The sequence below is a fragment of the Rhizobium sp. CSW-27 genome (assembly GCF_018760785.1).
Classification (GTDB): domain Bacteria; phylum Pseudomonadota; class Alphaproteobacteria; order Rhizobiales; family Rhizobiaceae; genus Neorhizobium.
Genome location: NZ_JAHHZO010000005.1, coordinates 1 through 20200, shown reverse-complemented (window position 1 = coordinate 20200; position 20200 = coordinate 1). Strand labels below are relative to the sequence as shown.

Below are 20200 nucleotides of genomic sequence, written 5' to 3'. Positions count from 1 at the left end.
ATGCGCCGCCTCGACAGCCTTCGCCCGCTTGTCCTGATGCTGTCCGGCTTCCTCGGGGCAAGTGGCGTGGTGCTGGCCGCCGCCGCCAGCCATGGCGGGGACTCGCGCCTGCTCGGCTCGGCCTCCACCATGTGCCTCGCCCATGCGCCGGTGCTGCTTGCCCTGTTTCTCGGTGACCGCGCAATCAGGACCGCAACGCTTTCGGCCCTGGTACTGGGCGCCGGCACGGTACTTTTCGCCGCCGATCTCGTCGTCCGGCATCTTGGTGCCGCCGGCCTGTTTCCCATGGCTGCCCCGAGCGGCGGCATGCTGATGATCCTTGGCTGGCTGAGCGTCGCCGCCGGCGCCTTCCTTCGCACAAAAGGCGAATAGGCGTGCCGCAGGGCAATCCTGCCTTGCGTCAGCCTCGGGGCACGCAAACCATGCTAGTGGCTGTTGCCATTGCGCGTCCGGCGCGCGTTTCCGGGCTAGGAATTTCGAAACGTTCGAATATTCTGGCGCCGTTCGGAGATGAGGATGGCCCAGATCAAGATCCAGGTGGGGGACTCCTGGTGGATGCTGCTGATACCGCGCAGACGGCCGTCGCTGCTTGTCGGCCAGCTGATCGCGCTCGGATGCGCGGCGGTGGCGGTCGGGCTGTGGTTTCTGCTGCGCTCCGTCCTGCTCGGCGCGCCCTTCATCACCTTCTTCCCCTTCATCGTGGTGGCCACCGCCTGGGGCGGGCGTGCCGGGGGCATCGCGCTGATGACCTGCGGCGTGGTCTTCGCCACCACTGTATGGCTGAGCATCCGGCCGGTCAGCCTGCCGAGCGCTCTCATATCCTCAACCGTGTTCACGCTGTTCGGCGCGCTTACCGTCGGCATCATCCATGCCATGCAGGTTCTGGTGGCCGCACTTGAAAGAGCCGAGCAGCAGGCCGAAGTGCTGGCGCGCGAGATGCGGCACCGGGTCGGCAACATCATGCAGCTGGTCCAGGCGATTGCCCAGATGACGGCGCGCTCCTGCAGCGATCTCAGCGAATTCATGCCGCGTTTCGAGGGGCGCATGCGGGCGCTGTCGGAGGCGCATCGCATGTCGTCCGGCCAGAATGCCATGCCGAACGATCTGGAAACGATGCTGCGCATCCTGCTTTCCGCCTACGATCCGGAACGCCTGCGCCTCATTGGCCCCGCCTGCAGCCTGGATGGCGATACCGCGCCGCGCGTGGCACTGGTGATCCACGAACTGGCGACCAATGCGGCAAAATATGGCGCACTTTCCGTGCCGCATGGCGCCGTGCGCATCGAATGGCATCTGCTGCCCGCGACGCTGGAACTTGTCTGGCGCGAGGAAGGCGGCCCGCCCGTCAGCCCGCCAACCCGCAAGGGATTCGGCTCGCGCCTGATCGCGGCAAGCCTTGCCCCGGGCGGCGGCGCCGCCGACCTGCACTTCGATCCGGAGGGGCTGCGCTGCACGCTGCGCCTGCCGCGCCCCGTGGCAGGCCCGGCGAAGGGCTGAGCCTATGAGGTCATCGAAGTCGACGCGACGCCCGGCCGGATGCCGATCTATCGCGCGGCGATATCGCCGGCGAGGCGATCCACATAGGCACGGAATATCGCCACCATGTCGACCTCGTCCGGCGCTCTCAGCCACAGCATCTGCAGACCGTCCATCATGGAAATCAGCTCGGCGGCCAGCGCCTCGGCATCCACGTCCGGACGGATTTCGCCGCTCTCGATGCCCCGCCGCAGGGTCTGCGACAGGCTGAGGCTTACGCTGCGCGCGCGGCTGCCGAACCAGCCGGCAGCCGGATGATCCCGCGTCAGGCTTTCCGCATTGAGGATGGCGAAGGCGCGCACCACGCCTGGAATCTGCGTATTGGCCTGCACGATGTCGATCAGGGCGGCCAGCAGGGCGCGCCAGGAAAGCTCCGGTCCGCCCAGCGCCTTCACATTCTCCAGATCGCGCCGTTCCAGGATGGCCAGAAGCAGATCCACCTTGGTCGGGAAATAGTGGATGAGCCCCGGCAGCGACAGACCGACCTCCAGCGCAATCGCCGCGAATGAGGCGTTCTGATAGCCGTCATCGGCGAACTGCCGCATCGCGGCCTGCAGGATCTGTTCGCGCCGCTCCTCTCCCTTGGGCGACTTGCGCCGTTTCGGCGATGCCGCCTGTCCGGCCTTCTGCCGGTTGTTGCCCGTGCCGTCCATTCGGCTTTCCTCACTCGCTCACTGCTCTTTTATTCGGAATTCTGCAAACGGCAACAGGAGCGAAAACCAGTGGCACCTGCGTCATTTGCCTTATCGCATTCCTGCGCCTGTGACCGCATGCCCGGTTGACTCTTCAAAAATACCGAGTACGCGGTAGGTTTAACAGCTATCACTGTGCGTGACAGCGTCGTGGAGGAAAATTTCATGTCCCTTTCGCATACGCATGGGCTTGCTCCGGCAGGCGCGGCCCCGTCCACCGGTGAGGAGGTCAGCCTCACCTTCATCGTCGGCTATGCACTGGCGAGCCTCGGCTTCTACGTGGCGGTGATGACCCCCGTCGCCATGACGCTGGCGATCCGGGTCAATGCCATCGATCCAGCCGGCAAGGGAGCAAGCCTCGGTGCCATCCTCGGACTTGGCGCCCTCTTTGCCCTCTTCGCCAATCCGGTATTCGGCCAGCTCTCCGACCGCACGCGCAGCCGCTTCGGCCGTCGCAAGCCCTGGATGATCGGCGGCGTGCTGGCGGGAAGCCTGGCCCAGCTGCTGATCGCCTATTCCTCCAGCCTCGTCGTCATCGGCATTGCCTGGTGCCTCGTCCAGGCCGCCTACAATGCCATGCTGGCAGCCCTCGTCGCCGTGGTCGCCGATCAGGTGCCGGAGCGGCAGCGCGGGCTGGTCTCGGCGCTGGCCGGCATGTCCGTCTATGTCGCCCTTTTGCTCGGCAGCGCCATCATCGCGCTGACCGGAACCGACGGCACCACCATGTTCCTGCTGCCGACCGCGATCGGCCTCGTTGCCGTCGGCGGCTTCTGCCTCGTGCTGAAGGATCGCCCGACGGATCGCGACACGCGCCCGCAGGCACCGCTTCTGCCTGAGCTTGCCGGCAGCTTCTGGGTCAACCCGCTGAAGCATCCGGATTTCGGCTATGCCTGGCTCAGCCGCTTCCTCGTCTTCTTCGGCTTCGCGGTGCTGACCTCCTATCAGGTCTATTACCTGATGGACCACCTGAAGGTTCCGGAACAGCGGATCGGCGACATCATGTTCGTCTCGACGCTGATCACCACCATCTTCGTCGTCGGCTCCTCCTTCGTTTCCGGCTATCTCTCCGATCGCCTCGGACGTCGCAAGGCCTTCGTGCTGGCGGCTGCCATGACCTATGCGCTCGGCATCGCCATCATCATTCTCGCCGGCAGCCTCACCGTCTTCTATGCCGGCGTCGCCGTCGCCTCGATCGGCTTCGGCGTCTACATGGCGGTGGATCAGGCGCTGGTGGTGGATGTGCTGCCGGACCGCGAAACCCACGCGGCGAAGAATCTCGGCGTGCTGAACATCGCCAATGCCGTGCCACAGTCGATCGCGCCGGCCGTGGCACCCCTTCTGCTGTCGATCGGCACCGCGGGCGACAACTATGGCGCGCTCTATGCCGCGGCCGCCATCAGCGCCTTCCTCGGCGCGCTGGCAATCGCCCCGGTGCGCGGCGTGCGCTGAAGCCCGTCCCCCGTTCCAGCCCCGGCGGCGGGATCGATGCCGCCGGACCAGAGCCCCCTTTTACCCCCGGAGGAATGCATGATTGACGATCTTCTGAACACGATGACGCTTGAAGAGCAGGTATCGCTGCTGGCCGGCGCCGATTTCTGGACGACCGTGCCGGTGGAGCGGCTCGGCGTGCCGAAGATCAAGGTCTCGGACGGGCCGAACGGCGCGCGCGGCGCGGGCTCGCTGGTCGGCGGCGTGAAGGCCGCCTGCTTTCCGGTGGCCATCGCGCTTGGCGCCAGCTGGAACCCGGCGCTTGTGGAACGAATGGGCGTGGCGCTCGCCGGCCAGGCGAAAAGCAAGGGCGCCTCGGTGCTGCTGGCACCGACCGTCAACATCCATCGCTCCGGGCTGAACGGCCGCAATTTCGAATGCTATTCCGAAGACCCGCTGCTGACGGCCGAACTCGCGGTTGCCTATATCCAGGGCGTGCAGTCTCAGGGTGTCGCCGCCACCATCAAACACTTCGCCGGCAATGAATCGGAGATCGAGCGGCAGACCATGTCGTCGGACATCGACGAGCGCTCGCTCAGGGAAATCTATCTGCTGCCCTTCGAAAAGGCAGTAAAGAAGGCCCGCGTCATGGCCGTGATGTCCTCCTACAACCGGCTGAACGGCACCTATGCCAGCGAGCATCCCTGGCTGCTGACCGAGGTTCTGCGACACGACTGGGGGTTTGACGGCATCGTGATGTCGGACTGGTTCGGCTCGCATTCCACCGCCGAGACCGTCAATGCCGGCCTCGATCTCGAAATGCCGGGCCCGACCCGCGATCGCGGCGAAAAACTGGTCCAGGCGGTGAAGGACGGCAGGGTTGCGCCCGAGACGGTGCGCGAGGCCGCCCGCCGCATCCTGACGCTGCTTCAGCGTGTCGGCGCCTTCGAACAGGCGCGGGACCTCTCCGAACACGCGCTGGACCTGCCGGAAGACAGGGCGCTGATCCGCCGCCTCGGGGCCGAAGGGGCCGTGCTCCTGAAGAATGACGGAATCCTGCCGCTGAAAAAGACCTCGCTCGAGCAGATTGCCGTGATCGGGCCGAATGCGGCAGACGCGCGGGTGATGGGCGGCGGCAGCGCCCAGATCAATGCGCATTACCGGGTCTCGCCGCTGGAGGGCATCCGTGCGGCACTGTCGAATGCCAACAGCATCCGCCACGCCGCCGGCTGCAGCAACAATCGCCTGACCCGCGTCTTTGCCGGCGAACTGACGGTCGACTATTTTGCCGGAACGCAATGCCAGGGCACGCCACTCGTCACCGAAAAGAGCGAAAAGGGAGAGTTCTTCTGGTTCGACCTGCCGCACCCCGCGCTGAAGCTCGACGATTTCTCCGTCCGCATCACCGCCAGCTTCCGCGCCGAGGAAAGCGGCGAGCATGTGTTCGGCATGACCAATGCCGGCCTTGCCCGGCTTTATCTCGATGGCGAACTGGTGGTGAACGGCGATGACGGCTGGACGCGCGGCGAAAACTATTTCGGCACCGCCAATACCGAACTTCGCGCGCCCGTGACGCTGGAAGCCGGCCGCAGCTATCGGCTGACGGTGGAGTATCTCTCGCCGCCACCGAAGGAAGAAGGCATCACCATCACCGCCATCCGCTTCGGTCTGGAAAGGCCGCTGGGCGACCAGGCCATCGCGGAAGCCGTCGCGGAGGCCGCCGGTTGCGATGTCGCCATTCTCTTCGTCGGGCGCGATGGCGAATGGGATACCGAAGGGCTCGACCTGCCCGACATGCGCCTGCCCGGCCGTCAGGAGGAACTGATCGAACAGGTGGCCGCCGCCAATCCCAACACCGTTGTGGTGCTGCAGACAGGCGGCCCGGTGGAAATGCCCTGGCTCGACCGGGTGCGCGGCGTGCTGCAGGTCTGGTATCCGGGGCAGGAGCTTGGCCATGCGGTGGCCGATCTGCTGTTCGGCGATGCGGAGCCCGGCGGCCGCCTGCCGCAGACCTTCCCGAAGCGGCTTGCCGACAATTCGGCGATCACCGGTGATCCGGCCGTCTATCCCGGCAAGGACGGCCATGTGCGCTATGCGGAAGGCGTGTTCGTCGGCTATCGCCATCACGACAGCCGCGGCGTGGAACCGCTCTTCCCCTTCGGCTTCGGGCTCGGCTACACCCGTTTTGCCTGGGGCGAGGCACGCGCATCCGCCGATGAAATGGGTGCCGACGGCATCACCGTTGAGGTCGATCTCACCAATATCGGCGAACGGCGGGGATCCGACGTCGTGCAGCTTTACGTGAAGCCGCTCACATCGGGGGTCGAACGACCGGAAAAGGAGCTGCGCGCCTTCGCCAAGCTGGAGCTTGAGGCCGGAGAGACCGGCACGGCAAGGCTGACCGTGACATCCCGCGACCTCAGCTATTTCGACGTGGAGGCACGGGCATTTCGCTCGGAGGCCGGCGATTACGAACTGCTGATTGCCGCAAGCGCCACCGATATCCGCGGCCGCATCGCAATCCGCAACCCGGTCGAATGGCTGGGTGCGGCCTCCGACCGCAGCATCTGAGCCGGACCAAAAAGGGGCGAGACGGTCTGCCCGTCTCGCCCGCAAGCACAGGCCAAGCGTTACGGCGCACTGCCTGCGCAAGCTGTCAGGGAAGGGAGAAACCCGGGGCCACCCGGCGACGACGCACAACCACCAGCGGTTTTCCCAGGCGTCCTGCCCGTTCCAGAAACTCGATCTGCTCGCGGATGCGAAGCCTGATCTTCTTCAGCGCCATGATGCGCAGGCCATCCGGTCTCACCGCGCGCTGTTCATGATCGATCTTGTTGTCAATGACGGAATGCCGCGCTTTGAGGGCTTTCAGCAGGGGGTTCATCGGTTGCGTCTCCTTTCTGACAGGTAGACTATGAATGAGCACGGCCGATAGCTCCAATTGATTGACAATATCGGTTCGATAGTCAAAATCTATCGCATGCCCTTTCGCCCGACCCATCGACAGCTGGAATATCTCGTGGCACTGGAGGCTACCGGCCATTTCGGCCGCGCGGCCGAACTGTGCCATGTCTCGCAACCGACACTCTCGGTGCAGATCGCCCTACTGGAGAAGCAGCTGGGCGTCAGCCTGGTGGAACGCACGCCGGGCGCGATTGCTCTTTCGGCCGTTGGCGAGGAAATCGCGGCCGCAGCAAAGACCGTGCTGGCCACGCTGGATGAGATCGTCACCCTGGCCTCGGCCGGACGTGACAATCTCGGGGCGCTGATCCGGCTCGGCACAGTGCCCACCTTCGGCCCCTATTTCCTGCCGCGTTTCCTGCCGCAACTGCACCGGCTCTATCCGTCGCTGCGCATGCATGTGCGCGAGGAGCGACCGCTCCTCCTGGAGGAACAGGTGCGCACGGGCGCGATCGACTGTGCGCTCGGCCAGCGCCCGCAGGACGAGGAAGCATTTCTGTTCGAGGAGGTCTGCGTCGAGCAGATCTTTCTCGGCGTGGCCGGCAATCATCCGCTGGCGGATCGCGATTTCGTGGAACTGAAGGATCTGAAGGGCGAATCGCTGCTGACGCTCGGGCGCGGCCACCGGCTGCTGGAAAATGTCCGGGAGCTCGCCGTTCTCTCCGGCGCCACCATGGCGGAGAATTACGAGGGCACCAGCCTCGATGCACTGCGCCAGATGGTCTCGATCGAGATGGGCCTGTCGCTGTTTCCGGAATTTTATGCCCGTTCCGAGATCATGGCCGATCGCGGTCTCGCGCTGCTGACCATCCGTGACTGGCCGGCCCGGCGCGAGATCGGCTTCTTCTGGCGTCGCAGCAGCGCCCGCAGCCCGCATTTCCGCCAGTTGGCAATGCTTGCCCGCAAGACGGCCGCCGATCATCTGGCCGCACGGGCCGCCAGGCCCTGATCGGTCCTCTCGCAGGAAACGCCCGTCAAACGGAAAAAGGCGGCCGCAGAACGCGACCGCCTTCATCGTCAGGCAGCGGGAAGTTCCCGATCAGATCGGATAATGCAGGTGGCCGTCCTGGATGGTGATCCAGCGCAGTTCGGTGAACTCGTTGATGCCGGCCTTGCCGCCGAAGCGGCCATAGCCGGAGGCCTTGGTGCCGCCGAACGGCATCTGCGCCTCGTCATGCACGGTCGGGCCGTTGATGTGGCAAATACCGGATTCGATGCGGCGGGCAACCGCCATCGCCCGGTTGACATCCCTGCCGAACACGGCGGCCGAGAGGCCGTATTCCGTGTCGTTGGCGACCCGCACCGCCTCGTCGACCGAGCCGACGCGCACAATGCTGGCGACCGGGCCGAAGCTTTCCTCACCATAGATGCGCATGGCGGGCGTCACGCGGTCGAGCAGGATCGCATCGACGATCGTGCCCTCGATGCGGCCGCCGGCCACCTGCACGGCGCCCTTGGACACGGCATCGCGCACCAGTTGATCAAGGCGCTGCGCGGCATGTGCATCGACGACGGAGCCGAGCGGCGTGTCGCCCTTGCCGGGATCGCCGGCCGTGAGCGTGGCGACCTTGGCGGCAAGGGCGGCAACGAACTGGTCGGCGATCCTGTCATCGACGATGATACGCTCGGTCGACATGCAGATCTGGCCCTGGTTCATGTAGGCACCGAAGGCAGCGGCCGCGACGGCCTCGTCAAGATCGGCATCGTCCAGCACCACGAAGGGCGCCTTGCCGCCGAGTTCGAGCAGCGCCGGCTTCAGGTGACGGCCAGCGGTCTCCGCAATGATGCGGCCGACGCGGGTCGAACCGGTGAAGTTGACGCGGCGGACCGCCGGATGGGCGATCAGCGCTTCCACGATCTCGCCGGCATCTTCCGGCGCGTTGGAAATGGCGTTCAGAACGCCTTCCGGCAGGCCTGCCTCATGCAGGGCGTCGACGATGAGGCGATGGGTGCGCGGGCAGATTTCCGAGGTCTTCAGCACGACCGTGTTGCCGCAGGCAAGCGGCAGGGCGATGGAGCGCACGCCCAGAATGATCGGCGCATTCCACGGCGCCATGGACAGGATCACGCCGGCCGGCTGGCGCACCGCCATGGCCATGGTGCCCGGACGGTTGGAGGGGATCACCTCGCCGGTGATCTGCGTGGTCATGGCGGCAGCCTCGCGCAGCATGTCGGCAGCCAGCATCACGTTGAACATCGCCCAGCCGGCGGTCGCGCCGGTTTCGGCGGCCATGGCGGCCACGAAGTCCGGCGCCTTGGCCTGCAGGCTGTCGGCAGCCGCCATCAGCACCTTGCGGCGCGTGGCGGGATTGGTGGCGGACCAGGCCGGAAAGGCCTTGGCGGCGGCATTGGCGGCAGCGCGCGCATCCTCCACGGAGGCCGCGGCCACCTTGGTCGCCACCTCGCCGGAAATGGGGTTCAGGCGCTGGAAGCTGCGGCCATCGATGGCCTCCACTTCCGCATTGTTGATCTTGAAGCCGAGAACGGTCATCGTTTTTTCCTCTTGCTCTTCCCGAAACTCTGTTGCCCGATCCATCATGCACGAGGGCCCGGCCCCCGGCTGCGCAGCGCGCCGGCAAAGCCCGATTGCTCGATTGCAAAGGTCCGGCCCGAAGGGCGGACAGGCGCAATCTCAATATTTGGTCTCGTTCATGATGGCCTCCCAAAAACCCTGTCCGGGTTCTCGATCGTTCCGCGCGGGCATTCTCCTCCTCGCACCGTGCGCTCCGACGACGCAACAGTAGCGCCGCGCACCGGTCGACCAAATAGACAATTACAGGAGAAACTTGTACTTTTCACGGGAAGCGGAGAGATGCCATGCCCGACATCCTGAGAAAGGCCCTGCAGACGCCGACTGGCGAGACACGGCCGGCCACCTCCACCGACGCTCAGCTGTTCGGCGGCGCGCTGTCGCGCACCGAATGGAGCCTGCGGGGCCACCGCAACCGACTCTTCGTGCTGTGTGCCGGCAGCGGGCAGATCCGGCTCTCGCGCCGCGCCCAGCCGCTCACCCAGCCGCTCACCGGGCCATGCCTGCTGTGGCTGCCGGCGGGCGAACAGGGCATGCTCGCCGTCGAGGCGGGCGGCGATGGCGGCGCGCTTGCCATTCCGGACCAGGTCCTCGGCGCGGCCATGCCGACCGGTGCGACCTATGCCCCGGTGCGCGATGCCATCTCCCGCCCCATTCTCGGCATGCGCCTGGCGCTTGCCGCCGCCCGCCGGCTCACCGCCACCATCGGCATCATGGCCGAAGAGACGGCCGCCGCCGGTCTTCCCGGCAGCGACGAGGCGGTGCGTCATCATCTGGCGCTGGTGCTGATCGGCCTGTGGCGGCTGGCGGCACCGGTTCCGGCCCAGCCGCGCCCCTCGCCGCGCATCATTGTTCGCAGTTTCGTGCAACTGGTGGATGCTCATATGCGCGAGCACTGGACCGTGCCGGATTATGCCGAGGCGCTCGGCGTGACGGCGGACCGACTGAACACCGCCGTGCGCCGTGCGACGGGCCGTACGCCGGCGGAATTCATCCACAACCGGCTTGCCGCCGAGGCCGCCATCCTGCTCGACGGCTCGCCGCTGCAGATCGCCGAGATCGCCGATGCGCTGGGTTTCCGCGATGCCGCCTATTTCAGCCGCTTCTTCAAGCGGGTGGCCGGTCTTTCGCCGCGCGCCTATCGCGAGGGCCTGTCGCAGCGGCGCGTGCTGGCCGAAACGAGCTACGCCGCCTGGCCCTGAGCCTCATCCTCCGGCGGAGTTGAACCAAGGACGGACTTGGCGACCCCTGGCGCTTCGCCTAGGTTTTCCTGCGGGAGGATGGGCAATGGCACAGTCAGACGCAGGCAGGCAGGCAGCATCGCCGCGGCAAAAGGCAGCGCACGACGCCGGCCGCCCCGTCCGCTTCCCGGCAACCGACGGCTATCCGCTCGGCGGCTTCGTCTGGCGGGCCGAGGCCGGCAAGACCGGTGCAGAAAAGCGCCCCGTCGTCGTCATCACCTCCGCCACCTCGGTGCGCTGCCGCTACTATGCCCGCTTCGCCGCCTATCTTTTCGAGCACGGGTTCGACGTGCTGACCTATGATTATCGGGGCATCGACCAGTCCCGCCCCGCCCGCCTGCGGGGCTTTGCCGCCGACTGGGCGGACTGGGGCGAGAAGGATTGCGAGGGTGCATTGCGTTTTGCCGCAGAGCACTTCGGCCCACGCCCGATTTCGATCGTCGCCCATTCGATCGGCGGCTTCGCGTTCGGTCTTGCCCCCTCCGCGCAGGGCGTGACACGCATCTTCACCGTCGGCGCGCAATATGCCCACTGGCGCGATTATGCAGCGCGTCCGAAGTATCGCATGCTCTGGAAATACCATGTGGTGATGCCGCTGATGACCGCCGTCTTCGGCTATTTCCCCGCCAGGCGGCTTGGCTGGATGGAAGACACGCCGGCCGGCGTCGCCCGTGACTGGAGCCGCATGCGGGCGCGCTTCGAGGACACCATCCGTCCCGGCCGCCGGATCGACGGACACCGCGAGGCGGATCTGCTGAAGGAGCACATGGCCGGCATCACCGCACCGATCCTCGCCGTCAGCCTGTCGGATGATCCGCATGGCACGATACCGGCGGTGGAGCGGCTTCTCGCCTATTTCACCGGCAGCGAGCGCTCCCACCTGCATCTTCACCCCGGCGATATCGGCCATGCCGCCATCGGCCATTTCGCCTTCTTCCATGATCGCTTCCGCGACACGCTGTGGCCACTGGCGCTCGCCTGGCTGCGCGACGGCACGGTGCCTGAAGCTTTCCGCCACCGTCTTCTCTGATCCCGCAATGCTCTGCCGCCATCCGGCAGGGGGACGGTTGCACATCACTGTATGACATTGTATGGAAGTGTACACGCAGACGAGGGAGGTCCGGGTGGCATCGGAAAGCATGGCCCACAAGGTGGAGCGACAGTTGCGGGGCGACATCCTGACGCTCGCCCTGCCGCCAGGTGCGCGCATTTCCGAGCAGGAGATCGGCGAGCGCTACGGCTCCTCCCGCCAGCCGGGCCGCGAGGCGCTGATCGCACTCGCCAAGAGCCGGCTGGTGGAGATCCTGCCGCAGCGGGGTGCGGTGGTGGCGAAGATTTCCGTCGCCAAGCTGATGCAGGCCGCCTTCATCCGCGAGACCATCGAGACGGCCGTGGTGCGCGCCGCCTGCAACGCCTTTCACTTCCATGCCCGCACGCGGCTTGCCGATTGCCTGAAGGAGCAGGAGCGGGCAGCCGGAGCAGGAGACCGGGCCGAATTTCGCCGTTACGACGATCTCTTTCACAAGACACTGGCCGAAGGCGCCGGTCTGCCCATGGCCTGGAGCGTGGTGGAAGATCTCAAGGCGCATATCGACCGGGCCTGCTGCCTGTCACTGCATGCGCCGGACACGCTGACCAAGCTGATGGCCGAGCACCAGTCGATCGTCGCGGCGATCGATGCCCGCGACGAGGCGGCCGCCATTGCCGCCATGACCACGCATCTGTCCGAACTGCTGCACGACCTGCCCCGGCTGGAAGCGCAGCATCCGGATCTCTTCGAATAGACGAAGCCCAAGGGAGTTGGAACAACCATGACGACCACGATCCAGACGCGCCATGCAGTGCATTACACCCAGTCCGAAAAGATGACCGGCGCCGAGCTGCGCGACACCTTCATGATCGAGCGGCTGTTTGCCGCCGGCGAAATCCATGCGGCCTATACCCATTACGACCGCATGCTGGTTGCCGGCGCCATGCCCACCACCACCCCGCTTGCGGTCGGCGCCGATCTCGCCAAGACCGTCGGCACCGATTACCTGCTGGAGCGCCGCGAGCTGGGACTCATCAATATAGGTGGCAAGGGCAAGGTGGTGGCCGACGGCACGACCTATGAACTGGACTTCCAGGACGCTCTCTATCTCGGAATGGGCACGCGCGAGATCGCCTTCGAAAGCGAAGACAGCGCCAACCCGGCCAAGTTCTACATCAACAGCGCGCCGGCGCATGCCAGCTTCCCCTCGCGCATCGTCACCAAGGCCGATGCCATCGAGAACCATCTGGGCGACCAGCTGACCTGCAACAAGCGCAAGCTCTACCAGTACATCCACCCGAAGGTGCTGCCCACCTGCCAGCTGCTGATGGGCCTGACGCGTCTGGAACCGGGCAGCGTGTGGAACACCATGCCCGCCCATCTGCATGACCGCCGCATGGAAGCCTATCTCTATTTCGAGATTCCGGAAGATGCCTTCGTCGTGCACCTGATGGGCCGCCCGGAGGCCACCGGCCACCTCATCCTGCGCAGCGAGCAGGCCGTCCTGTCGCCGCCGTGGTCCATCCATTGCGGCTCCGGCACCGCCTCCTATGCCTTCATCTGGAGCATGGCCGGCGACAACCAGTCCTTCACCGACATGGACTTCGTGCCCATGAAGGACCTCAAGTAAGGATTGCCGGCCATGACTCTCTTCGATCTCACCGGAAAGCGCGCGCTGGTCACCGGCGCCCGCACCGGCCTCGGCCAGGGGCTGGCGCTGGCGCTGGCCCGCGCCGGCGCCGATATCATCGCCCTCGGCTCCCGCCCGATGCCGGATACTGAAGCCAAGGTGAAGGCGCTCGGCCGCGGCTTCGAGGAGGTGGTCTACGACCTGACCGATCCTTCGGGCCTCGACGCCGTGGTGGAGGATCTCACGTCGCACGGCGCCATCGACATCCTCGTCAACAATGCCGGCCAGATCCGTCGCGCCGACTTCACGGAGTTTTCCGAAACGGACTGGGACGACATCATGAATATCAACCTGAAGAGCACCTTCGTGCTCTCGCAGGGCGTGGTGCGTCACATGCTGGACAAGGGCATTGCCGGGCGCATCGTCAACATCGCCTCGCTGCTCTCCTTCCAGGGCGGCATCCGGGTCGCCTCCTACACCGCAAGCAAGCATGCGGTGGCGGGGCTCACCAAACTGATGGCCAACGAACTGGCCGCCAGGGGCATCACCGTCAACGCAATCGCGCCGGGTTACATGGACACCGACAACACGGAGGCGCTGCGCAATGATCCGAACCGCAGCCGCTCGATCCTCGAGCGCATTCCGGTCGGCCGCTGGGGCGCGCCCTCGGACCTTGACACGGCAGTGCTGTTCTTCGCCTCGCCCGCCAGCAGCTACGTAACCGGCCAGGTTCTGGCGGTGGATGGCGGCTGGCTCGCCCGCTGAGGCAGCTTCCTTCAGCCAAGCGGGGCCGGGCATACTTCGGAAAAGCCCGGCCTCACGTTTTCAGGACAATCTCCGGGCTAGGGCGCCAGTTGCGTGGCCCGCGCCAGCGCCTCGGAGAAACCCTTGAGGGAAAGGCGCATGGGCAGGGCTTCGCCACTCGCCAGCGTCAGCGCCTCGATCTTCAGCGCCGGCGCCTCCTTCATGGCGTTGACCAGCGCCTGATCGAACCTGACCGGAACGATGCAGCCATCCGGCACGCAGGTGGAGAAGGCAAAGCGCTGCACCGGCGCGGCATCGCTGGTGGAAAGACCGGCGCCATCGGCGAGCTTCAGTCCGAAGGGCAGCAGCAGTGCGCCATCAATACGCCCACCGGCACGCGGACGCAGTTCTGCGGCCAGCATGGGTCGGCCCGTCGCACTATCGCTCTGTTCCTGGCGCAACACGCAACCGACGACGCCATTCTGCGCCCGACAGGCCACGATCCAGTCCTCGAAGGTTTCGACCAGCGACCCCACACCGCCGGGCAGTTGCGCCGCACCGGCACTGCCGGGCGACGAGGAGAGGGAAAGCGCCAGCACCATGCACGCGAATGCACGCGTTCCGGCGGCACCCATCCCCATCGAATTCCATTTCCGCATGCGACACCGCACGATTTCTGCTGCGACCATGCCCCATCGCAAGCAGGACGGGGCCGCCCGCGAGTTCGCACAACGGAAGAACGGCTTCAAGCGGAATCGGAACGGAAGATCATTCGCCCCCAGCCAGGCGGCGCGGGCGACAGGCCGTCAGCGATTGTCGTTGGCAGCCACCGGGCGCCGTTCGATCTTGCCGACCACCATCTCGATCATTTCCTCGCTGAGGTCGAATCCGTGGCGATGGCCTTCGGCAATGAACAGGTCCATGAAGGTCTTGATGTCGGGGGCGCTGGCCAGCTGCGACATGGTCAGCGGGTCACGCCGAACGGCACCGTAGAGCTCGATGACCGAATTCGAAGTGGTGTTGACTGCCATGTGACCCTCCCCAAGATGTCCTAGGCTGTGATACAGCGCTATACTTATTGCCCTGATATTGCACAGGCCCACGGCAACAGGCAAGGCGATAGAGTGAAGGGTAAGATATTGTATTGATCAGGCGAGAAGACGGTAAACATGATTTTTTATCGGAAATGCGACTGCGACAATCAACGGCTTTCGCTCCCCTTTCCCTGTATTCTATAAAACTTTCCTTTGTCGGTCTCCATTCGACTTTACTGCCGCAGGACCATGCAGGATGCGTGGCGATGCTTGTCTTGCGCCTGCGGCAAAACGACCTCCCGGCTGACGCAGGTTTGAACGGAAAAGCGATACCCGCCGGCGCGGCGAGCGTATATGGAAGGGCACATCGCCCGGAATGCAGACGCAGGCCCCGCAAGCAGCTGCGCAGCAACCGGGGACAGGATCGCGAAACGTCAGCAGGAAGGAGCCCGCCGGATGACCCATGCCCCCATGCGCATTGCGGCTCTCACATTCGCCGGAATCTTCGTCGCCATTCTCGTCGGCATCATGGTGTGGGTTTCCGCCGACAGCGCGAAGGCACGGCCCGGCCCCTTCGAAGCCCGCTTCTCGCTGGTGGACGACCGCGGCAACCCGGTCGACCAGAGCCTCTTCCACAAGGGCCCGTCGCTCGTCTATTTCGGCTATACCCACTGCCCGGAAATCTGCCCGACCACACTGTTCGAGGTGGCCGGCTGGCTGAACCAGCTGGGCCCGGAAGGCAAGGCGCTCAACGCCTATTTCTTCACCATCGACCCGCAGCGCGATACGCCGCAGGTCATGCACAGCTATGTCACCTCCATCACCGACCGCATCACCGGCGTGACCGGCGACGAGAAGGAAATGCGCAAGGTTCTGGACGGCTGGATGATCTATGCCGCCCGCAGCTACGGCGATGACAGCGACTATCACATGAGCCACACGACCTCGCTGCTGCTGATCGGCGCCGATGGACGCCTGAAGGGCATGATCCCCTACGGCACCGACGACGATACGGCCCTCGACAAGATCCGCTCCACCCTGCTGAAACACGGCTGACGAGCCGGCCCGGCATCCACATTGCTCCATCACCGCGCGAGGCATCGACGCCCCGCACGCTGCCGTCGCTTGCCTTCAATGGCAGGAGGCGTAAATTTCCTTATGCCGCTGCGGGCGCGAAATTTCCAGAAGTAAAAAATTACAATTTGTCCATACAATATTGCGCATCAGAAGAATTACCAAGGATTGAATGAACGAAAACGGATACAACAACCCATAATTTCAAGTTGTTTTCCGCCTCTTTCTTGCCTCAATATTGTCATGCAAGCTTCATTCAGCGGGTCTAAGCCGCATTTTGTCGCTGAAGCGGCATCTTGCACTCTGAACAAGAGAGACCCCTATGAATATGCTCCTTCGCAAGTTAGCGCTGACCACCGCGCTGATCGCAGCTGTTCCGTTCGTCACTGCAGCTCAGGCGGCAGACATTTCCGGCGCCGGTGCTACCTTCCCCTACCCCATCTACGCAAAGTGGGCAGATGCCTACAAGAAGGAGACGGGCATCGGCATGAACTACCAGTCCATCGGCTCCGGTGGCGGCATCAAGCAGATCAAGGCCAAGACGGTTACCTTCGGCGCCTCCGACGCGCCGCTGAAGGGTGACGAACTGAAGGAAGTCGGCCTTGCACAGTTCCCGATGGTCATGGGCGGCATCGTGCCGGTGATCAACCTCAAGGACATGAAGCCGGGCGAAATCGTCCTCGACGGCAAGACGCTCGCCGACATCTTCATGGGCAAGATCACCAAGTGGGACGACGAAGCCATCAAGAAGCTGAACCCGAAGCTGAAGCTGCCGTCGAAGGCCATCGCCGTCGTGCATCGCTCGGACGGTTCGGGCACCACCTACAACTTCAGCTACTATCTTGCTGACGTTTCGAGCGACTGGAAGGACAAGGTCGGCGTCAACACGGCGCTCGAATGGCCGGTCGGCATCGGCGCCAAGGGCAATGAAGGCGTCGCCAACAACGTGGCCCAGACCGACGGCGCCATCGGCTATGTCGAATATGCCTATGCCAAGCAGAACAAGCTGACCTATGCCGACATGATCAACAAGGACGGCAAGAAGGTCGCCCCGACAGCCGAGGCCTTCTCTGCGGCTGCCGCCAATGCCGACTGGTCCTCGCAGCCGGGTTACGGCGTGATCCTCGCCAACCAGCCGGGCGCCGCCTCCTGGCCGATGACCGCCGCCACCTGGATCCTCGTCTACAAGCAGCCGGAAGACGCCGCCGCCACGGCCGACGCCCTGAAATTCTTCGCCTGGTCCTATGCCCATGGCGACAAGATGGCTGCCGAGCTCGACTACGTTCCGATGCCCGACAAGGTCGTCAAGAGCGTCGAAGCCATGTGGCAGAAGGATGTGACCGGCAAGGACGGCAAGCCGGTCTTCGTCGCCAAGTAAGCACCGCCGCCGCAACAGCCGGGAAGGGACGCAAGGCCGATTTGCGCCCCTTCCCGCCCCCTTCCTTCCGCCGGATGACGGAGACCAGCCCATGAATGTTGCAGGCGCGGAGCGGCAGGACAGCCGCCGCGAACGGATCGTGCGGCAATTCGCGCTGACCGACTTGATCTTCCGCGAGGTGTCGCGCGCCGCCGCGATCCTGGTGCTGGCGCTGCTCGGCGGCGTGGCTCTGTCGCTGGCGCTCGGCTCCTGGCCGGCCCTCTCCACCTTCGGAACCAGCTTCCTGGTAACGGAAAGCTGGAACCCGGTGACGGAGAAGTTCGGGGCGCTGGCGCCGATCTATGGCACGCTGGTCACCTCTGCCATCGCCATCCTGCTTGCCGTGCCGATCGGCATCGGCATCGCCGTGTTCCTCACCGAGCTCTGCCCGCGGGCGCTGCGCCGGCCGATCGGCATTGCCATCGAGCTTCTGGCCGGCATTCCCAGCATCATCTACGGCATCTGGGGCCTGTTCGTCTTCGCTCCCTTCCTGCAGAAAACCTTGCAGCCCTTCGTCATCGACGCCTTTGCCGACATCCCGGTTCTCTCCAGCCTGTTTGCCGGCCCGCCCTATGGCATCGGCATGCTCACCTCGGCGCTGATCCTCACCATCATGGTGCTGCCCTTCATCACCTCCATCACCAAGGATGTGTTCGATACGGTGCCGTCGATCCTCAAGGAATCGGCCTATGGCATTGGCTGCACCACCTGGGAGGTGATCCGCCACATCGTCATTCCCTATACGCGGGTCGGCATCATGGGCGGCGTCATGCTCGGGCTCGGGCGGGCGCTCGGCGAAACCATGGCCGTCACCTTCGTCATCGGCAATGCCCACCGCATCAACGCCTCGCTGTTTGCGCCGGGCACGACGATTTCCGCCACTATCGCCAACGAATTCACCGAGGCGGACGGCAAGCTTTACACCTCGTCGCTGATCGCACTCGGCCTCATCCTGTTCTTCATCACCTTCATCATCCTGGCGGCGGCGCGCTTCATGCTGATGCGCATCGACCGGAAGGCGGGAGCCTGATCTTCATGTCATCCGTCACCTACCCACGCCGCAAGCTCACCAACAGCATCATGATGGGGCTCTGCATCCTGGCGGCCGGCATCGGCATCGCCTGGCTCGCCCTCATTCTGGGCGCGCTCCTCTACAAGGGGATCGCAGGCCTCTCGGCCAGCGTGTTCACCGAGATGACGCCGCCACCCGGCGAAGCAGGCGGCCTGCTGAACGCCATTGCCGGCAGCCTGGCCATGTCTGTCATCGCCATGCTGGTCGGAACCCCGATCGGCATCCTGGCCGGCACCTACATGGCCGAATACGGCCGCTTCAGCCGTCTCACGCTGCTGGTACGCTTCATCAACGACATCCTCCTGTCCGCTCCCTCGATCGTGGTCGGCCTGTTCGTCTACGAGATGCTGGTGGTGCCGATGGGGCATTTTTCCGCCGTCGCCGGCTCCTTCGCGCTTGCCGTTCTGGTCATTCCGGTCGTGGTGCGCACCACCGAGGACATGCTGAACCTGGTGCCCAATGCGCTGCGCGAGGCCGGTACCGCGATTGGCGCGCCGCGCTGGATCGTCATCCGCTCGGTCGCCTATCGCGCCGCCTCGTCCGGCATCGTCACCGGGATCCTGCTCGCCATCGCCCGCATTTCCGGCGAAACGGCGCCGCTGCTGTTCACGGCGCTCAACAACCAGTTCTGGAGCAGCAATCTGAATGCTCCGATGGCCAGCCTGCCGGTCACCATCTTCCAGTTCGCGCTCAGCCCCTATGAGGAATGGCAGCAACTGGCCTGGACCGGCGCCCTCATCATCACGCTCACTGTTCTTGGCCTCAGCATCGTGGCCCGCAGCCTCACCGGACGCAAGGAGGATCGATAAGTCATGATATCCGCCGAGAAACCCGCCCCGCAGACGACGGCCAGCCCCGCCAAGATCGAGATAAGGAACCTGAATTTCTATTACGGCGAGACCAAAGCGCTGAAAAGCATCAACATGACGCTGCCGGAACGCTCGGTCACCGCCTTTATCGGCCCGTCCGGCTGCGGCAAGTCCACGCTGCTGCGGGTGCTGAACCGCATCTACGAGCTTTATCCGCGGCAGCGCGCCGAGGGCGAGGTACTGGTCGACGGCAAGAACATCCTCGACCGCTCGCAGGACCTCAACATGCTGCGCACCAAAGTCGGCATGGTGTTCCAGAAGCCGACGCCGTTTCCGATGTCGATCTACGAGAACATCGCCTTCGGCATCCGGCTCTACGAGACCCTGTCCAGAAGCGAGATCGATGAGCGGGTGGAGGCGGCGCTGCGCCGCGCGGCACTCTGGAACGAGGTGAAGGACAAGCTGAATGCCAGCGGCCTCAGCCTGTCCGGCGGCCAGCAGCAGCGCCTGTGCATCGCCCGCACCGTCGCGGTGAAGCCGGAAATCATCCTGCTCGACGAGCCAGCCTCGGCGCTCGACCCGCTCTCGACCGCCAAGATCGAGGAACTGATCGACGAACTGCGCGCCGACTACACCATCGTCATCGTCACCCACAACATGCAGCAGGCCGCCCGCGTCTCGCGCCAGACCGCCTTCATGTATCTCGGCGAACTCGTGGAATTCGACGACACCTCGAAGATCTTCACCTCGCCGCAGCAGAAGCGCACGCAGGACTATGTCACCGGCCGCTTCGGCTGACCGAAGCCGCCATTGCCAGGAAAGGGAATGCCATGCCCTCCACCCATATTCTGTCGGCCTTCGACGAAGACCTGAAGTACCTGAACCGCCGGATTTCCGAGATGGGCGGCCTTGCCGAGGAGATGTGCGGCAACGCCGTTCGGGCCCTGGTGAATTCGGATGCGGCGCTGGCGCAGAAGATCATCTCGGATGACGTGATCCTCG

Annotated in this window: 21 protein-coding genes; 16 read left to right on the top strand and 5 right to left on the bottom strand. The window is 64.8% G+C overall.

All coding sequences use genetic code 11. The annotated features are described in order from the left end of the window. Both KLP42_RS11495 and KLP42_RS11490 read left to right on the top strand, forming a co-directional pair. Positions 1 to 372 carry a DUF423 domain-containing protein gene (locus KLP42_RS11495; RefSeq protein ID WP_502941295.1) on the top strand — a complete coding sequence of 124 codons (372 nt, stop codon included), beginning with the start codon at positions 1 to 3 and terminating at the stop codon, positions 370 to 372. Between the two features lie 144 nt (positions 373 to 516). After that, entirely contained in the window at positions 517 to 1497 is a 981-nt protein-coding gene (locus KLP42_RS11490; protein ID WP_215566815.1) for a sensor histidine kinase, read from the top strand. Between the two features lie 47 nt (positions 1498 to 1544). Here the strand turns inward: KLP42_RS11490 and KLP42_RS11485 are convergent, their stop codons facing one another. Beyond that, the gene (locus KLP42_RS11485; RefSeq protein ID WP_215566814.1) at positions 1545 to 2189 is read right to left on the bottom strand and encodes a TetR/AcrR family transcriptional regulator; all 645 of its coding nucleotides are present in this window, start codon (positions 2187 to 2189) and stop codon (positions 1545 to 1547) included. A gap of 204 nt (positions 2190 to 2393) precedes the next feature. Between KLP42_RS11485 and KLP42_RS11480 the strand changes: the two genes are divergently transcribed. Both KLP42_RS11480 and KLP42_RS11475 read left to right on the top strand, forming a co-directional pair. After that, positions 2394 to 3677: an MFS transporter gene (locus KLP42_RS11480; protein WP_215566813.1), complete on the top strand. Its 1284-nt coding sequence runs from the start codon at positions 2394 to 2396 to the stop codon at positions 3675 to 3677. 78 nt (positions 3678 to 3755) lie between these two features. Continuing rightward, the gene (locus KLP42_RS11475; protein WP_215566812.1) at positions 3756 to 6227 is read left to right on the top strand and encodes a glycoside hydrolase family 3 C-terminal domain-containing protein; all 2472 of its coding nucleotides are present in this window, start codon (positions 3756 to 3758) and stop codon (positions 6225 to 6227) included. 85 nt (positions 6228 to 6312) lie between these two features. On the opposite strand, the gene KLP42_RS11470 is transcribed toward KLP42_RS11475, so the two are convergent. Beyond that, positions 6313 to 6726 (bottom strand): HP1242/YdcH family protein, encoded by a 414-nt coding sequence (locus tag KLP42_RS11470; RefSeq protein ID WP_252192941.1) that lies wholly within the window; start codon positions 6724 to 6726, stop codon positions 6313 to 6315. Here KLP42_RS11470 and KLP42_RS11465 point away from each other — a divergent pair. Continuing rightward, entirely contained in the window at positions 6676 to 7566 is an 891-nt protein-coding gene (locus KLP42_RS11465) for a hydrogen peroxide-inducible genes activator (RefSeq protein ID WP_353844870.1), read from the top strand. The two genes, KLP42_RS11470 and KLP42_RS11465, sit on opposite strands and share 51 nt — an antisense overlap. Positions 7567 to 7656: 90 nt before the next feature. Here KLP42_RS11465 and KLP42_RS11460 read toward each other — a convergent pair whose 3' ends face one another. Then, positions 7657 to 9108 carry an aldehyde dehydrogenase gene (locus KLP42_RS11460; RefSeq protein ID WP_215566809.1) on the bottom strand — a complete coding sequence of 484 codons (1452 nt, stop codon included), beginning with the start codon at positions 9106 to 9108 and terminating at the stop codon, positions 7657 to 7659. Positions 9109 to 9434: 326 nt separating this feature from the next. Between KLP42_RS11460 and KLP42_RS11455 the strand changes: the two genes are divergently transcribed. The 5 genes from KLP42_RS11455 to kduD all read left to right on the top strand — a co-directional run bounded on the left by KLP42_RS11455 (position 9435) and on the right by kduD (position 13813). After that, positions 9435 to 10349 (top strand): helix-turn-helix domain-containing protein, encoded by a 915-nt coding sequence (locus KLP42_RS11455; protein ID WP_215566808.1) that lies wholly within the window; start codon positions 9435 to 9437, stop codon positions 10347 to 10349. An 85-nt stretch (positions 10350 to 10434) separates the two neighbouring features. Continuing rightward, a complete protein-coding gene (locus tag KLP42_RS11450) occupies positions 10435 to 11418 on the top strand; it encodes an alpha/beta hydrolase family protein (RefSeq protein ID WP_215566807.1) in 984 nt (327 codons plus the stop codon). 94 nt (positions 11419 to 11512) lie between these two features. Beyond that, positions 11513 to 12172 (top strand): GntR family transcriptional regulator, encoded by a 660-nt coding sequence (locus tag KLP42_RS11445; RefSeq protein ID WP_353844869.1) that lies wholly within the window; start codon positions 11513 to 11515, stop codon positions 12170 to 12172. A gap of 27 nt (positions 12173 to 12199) precedes the next feature. Then, complete coding sequence (gene kduI, locus KLP42_RS11440; RefSeq protein WP_215566805.1) at positions 12200 to 13048, top strand: 5-dehydro-4-deoxy-D-glucuronate isomerase; 849 nt, start codon at positions 12200 to 12202, stop codon at positions 13046 to 13048. 12 nt (positions 13049 to 13060) lie between these two features. Then, the gene (kduD, locus tag KLP42_RS11435; RefSeq protein ID WP_215566804.1) at positions 13061 to 13813 is read left to right on the top strand and encodes a 2-dehydro-3-deoxy-D-gluconate 5-dehydrogenase KduD; all 753 of its coding nucleotides are present in this window, start codon (positions 13061 to 13063) and stop codon (positions 13811 to 13813) included. Positions 13814 to 13890: 77 nt separating this feature from the next. On the opposite strand, the gene KLP42_RS11430 is transcribed toward kduD, so the two are convergent. Both KLP42_RS11430 and KLP42_RS11425 read right to left on the bottom strand, forming a co-directional pair. Beyond that, complete coding sequence (locus KLP42_RS11430) at positions 13891 to 14433, bottom strand: invasion associated locus B family protein (protein WP_215566803.1); 543 nt, start codon at positions 14431 to 14433, stop codon at positions 13891 to 13893. Positions 14434 to 14598: 165 nt separating this feature from the next. Then, entirely contained in the window at positions 14599 to 14823 is a 225-nt protein-coding gene (locus KLP42_RS11425) for a hypothetical protein (RefSeq protein ID WP_215566802.1), read from the bottom strand. A 459-nt stretch (positions 14824 to 15282) separates the two neighbouring features. On the opposite strand from KLP42_RS11425, the gene KLP42_RS11420 reads away from it, so the two are divergent. From KLP42_RS11420 to KLP42_RS11395, 6 genes are all read left to right on the top strand, one after another. After that, complete coding sequence (locus tag KLP42_RS11420; protein ID WP_215566801.1) at positions 15283 to 15882, top strand: SCO family protein; 600 nt, start codon at positions 15283 to 15285, stop codon at positions 15880 to 15882. Between the two features lie 346 nt (positions 15883 to 16228). Then, positions 16229 to 17278: a phosphate ABC transporter substrate-binding protein PstS gene (pstS, locus tag KLP42_RS11415; protein ID WP_252192954.1), complete on the top strand. Its 1050-nt coding sequence runs from the start codon at positions 16229 to 16231 to the stop codon at positions 17276 to 17278. Between the two features lie 91 nt (positions 17279 to 17369). After that, positions 17370 to 18347, top strand: coding sequence for a phosphate ABC transporter permease subunit PstC (pstC, locus tag KLP42_RS11410; protein ID WP_215566799.1), 978 nt, complete (start codon positions 17370 to 17372; stop codon positions 18345 to 18347). Positions 18348 to 18352: 5 nt separating this feature from the next. After that, the gene (gene pstA, locus KLP42_RS11405; RefSeq protein WP_215566798.1) at positions 18353 to 19198 is read left to right on the top strand and encodes a phosphate ABC transporter permease PstA; all 846 of its coding nucleotides are present in this window, start codon (positions 18353 to 18355) and stop codon (positions 19196 to 19198) included. Positions 19199 to 19201: 3 nt separating this feature from the next. Then, positions 19202 to 19996 (top strand): phosphate ABC transporter ATP-binding protein PstB, encoded by a 795-nt coding sequence (gene pstB, locus KLP42_RS11400; RefSeq protein ID WP_215566797.1) that lies wholly within the window; start codon positions 19202 to 19204, stop codon positions 19994 to 19996. Positions 19997 to 20028: 32 nt separating this feature from the next. Next, positions 20029 to 20200: PhoU domain-containing protein (locus tag KLP42_RS11395; protein WP_286675467.1), on the top strand; the 172-nt coding region annotated here is incomplete at its 3' end.

What these genes read in the sequence shown, in the direction of transcription:
- KLP42_RS11495 (WP_502941295.1), top strand. Translation starts at nt 1, where the DNA reads ATGCGCCGCCTCGACAGCCTTCGCCCGCTTGTCCTGATGCTGTCCGGC.
- KLP42_RS11490 (WP_215566815.1), top strand. Translation starts at nt 517, where the DNA reads ATGGCCCAGATCAAGATCCAGGTGGGGGACTCCTGGTGGATGCTGCTG.
- KLP42_RS11485 (WP_215566814.1), bottom strand. Translation starts at nt 2,189, where the DNA reads ATGGACGGCACGGGCAACAACCGGCAGAAGGCCGGACAGGCGGCATCG.
- KLP42_RS11480 (WP_215566813.1), top strand. Translation starts at nt 2,394, where the DNA reads ATGTCCCTTTCGCATACGCATGGGCTTGCTCCGGCAGGCGCGGCCCCG.
- KLP42_RS11475 (WP_215566812.1), top strand. Translation starts at nt 3,756, where the DNA reads ATGATTGACGATCTTCTGAACACGATGACGCTTGAAGAGCAGGTATCG.
- KLP42_RS11470 (WP_252192941.1), bottom strand. Translation starts at nt 6,726, where the DNA reads ATGGCACAGTTCGGCCGCGCGGCCGAAATGGCCGGTAGCCTCCAGTGC.
- KLP42_RS11460 (WP_215566809.1), bottom strand. Translation starts at nt 9,108, where the DNA reads ATGACCGTTCTCGGCTTCAAGATCAACAATGCGGAAGTGGAGGCCATC.
- KLP42_RS11455 (WP_215566808.1), top strand. Translation starts at nt 9,435, where the DNA reads ATGCCCGACATCCTGAGAAAGGCCCTGCAGACGCCGACTGGCGAGACA.
- KLP42_RS11450 (WP_215566807.1), top strand. Translation starts at nt 10,435, where the DNA reads ATGGCACAGTCAGACGCAGGCAGGCAGGCAGCATCGCCGCGGCAAAAG.
- kduI (WP_215566805.1), top strand. Translation starts at nt 12,200, where the DNA reads ATGACGACCACGATCCAGACGCGCCATGCAGTGCATTACACCCAGTCC.
- kduD (WP_215566804.1), top strand. Translation starts at nt 13,061, where the DNA reads ATGACTCTCTTCGATCTCACCGGAAAGCGCGCGCTGGTCACCGGCGCC.
- KLP42_RS11430 (WP_215566803.1), bottom strand. Translation starts at nt 14,433, where the DNA reads ATGGGGATGGGTGCCGCCGGAACGCGTGCATTCGCGTGCATGGTGCTG.
- KLP42_RS11425 (WP_215566802.1), bottom strand. Translation starts at nt 14,823, where the DNA reads ATGGCAGTCAACACCACTTCGAATTCGGTCATCGAGCTCTACGGTGCC.
- KLP42_RS11420 (WP_215566801.1), top strand. Translation starts at nt 15,283, where the DNA reads ATGACCCATGCCCCCATGCGCATTGCGGCTCTCACATTCGCCGGAATC.
- pstS (WP_252192954.1), top strand. Translation starts at nt 16,229, where the DNA reads ATGCTCCTTCGCAAGTTAGCGCTGACCACCGCGCTGATCGCAGCTGTT.
- pstC (WP_215566799.1), top strand. Translation starts at nt 17,370, where the DNA reads ATGAATGTTGCAGGCGCGGAGCGGCAGGACAGCCGCCGCGAACGGATC.
- pstA (WP_215566798.1), top strand. Translation starts at nt 18,353, where the DNA reads ATGTCATCCGTCACCTACCCACGCCGCAAGCTCACCAACAGCATCATG.
- pstB (WP_215566797.1), top strand. Translation starts at nt 19,202, where the DNA reads ATGATATCCGCCGAGAAACCCGCCCCGCAGACGACGGCCAGCCCCGCC.